The organism is Mesorhizobium sp. M7A.F.Ca.US.014.04.1.1, assembly GCF_003998745.1.
In the GTDB taxonomy this organism is placed as follows: domain Bacteria; phylum Pseudomonadota; class Alphaproteobacteria; order Rhizobiales; family Rhizobiaceae; genus Mesorhizobium; species Mesorhizobium ciceri.
The window spans coordinates 1-795 of sequence record NZ_RZRW01001231.1; the positions used below are offsets into that span (position 1 = coordinate 1).

Consider the following 795-nt stretch of genomic DNA (forward strand, 5'->3'; position numbering starts at 1 on the left):
GGAGACAAACAGCTCGTCGGCCCAGAAAAAGTCGGCGCCGCTACCGCCGATCGGGACATCGAGCGCCTGCAGGACCGCCTCGTAGAAACGCCGGCTGGCCGCGAGGTTTCTGACCACCAGTTGGATGTGGTCGATGAGCCGGCCGCGATGCAATTCCTGGGTTTCCATGAAAACGCCTCCTCGTGTGGGTTCGAATTTAGGTTGGGATAGGGCGTCGTCAATGCGGATACTTCCCAGCAGACAAAGGGCCCACCGGGAGGGGATCCGGCGGGCCTTTGGAAAGCATGTCTAGCCTTCAGGGGTCTGAGGGGGGATCAGACCTGGTAAGAACCTTTGTTGGCCGCGGAGGTTCCACCCGAACAAAAAAATTGCCGATGGCCCGTCCGCGGAATTCAAGCAGTGGAGGCGATTTCTTCGCGAGACCACTCACAGTTTGGAACCTTCCGCTCGCAACCGGGTTTGGTGGCGCGGTGGGAGGAATTGCGATTGGATTGTTTTCAGAGGCTCGAAGCGCTGGTCGACAGCGCCGGTGTCGACGATATCGAGGAAGCAACCGCTCTGCTGCGCCGGTTCAAGGGCAGGTCGCGCGAGGTCGCGGCAGCCATCGACGAATTCATGCTCGATTTCATGACCTTGGTCTTCGTCGTCGAAAACGGCGAAGAAGGTTTCGAAAGGCCGGTCCGCAAGCTCGCTCGCACCAGGCTTTCAAAGCTTGAGCGGCTGGTGACTGTAACGGCGGAGGAAAAGCCGGCTTCCAGCGCCGGCCTATCCCTTCAGGATGGCGGCTAGCCTTGG

Annotated in this window: 1 protein-coding gene and 1 pseudogene; one reads left to right on the top strand and one right to left on the bottom strand. The window is 60.0% G+C overall.

Annotation, left to right across the window (positions count from 1 at the left end):
• A pseudogene (locus EOA22_RS39410) lies at positions 1–168 on the bottom strand (VOC family protein); the annotation flags it as partial.
• 318 nt (positions 169–486) lie between these two features.
• On the opposite strand from EOA22_RS39410, the gene EOA22_RS35755 reads away from it, so the two are divergent.
• Positions 487–789 carry a hypothetical protein gene (locus EOA22_RS35755; RefSeq protein ID WP_224621166.1) on the top strand — a complete coding sequence of 101 codons (303 nt, stop codon included), beginning with the start codon at positions 487–489 and terminating at the stop codon, positions 787–789.
• The last annotated feature ends 6 nt before the right edge of the window (positions 790–795 follow it).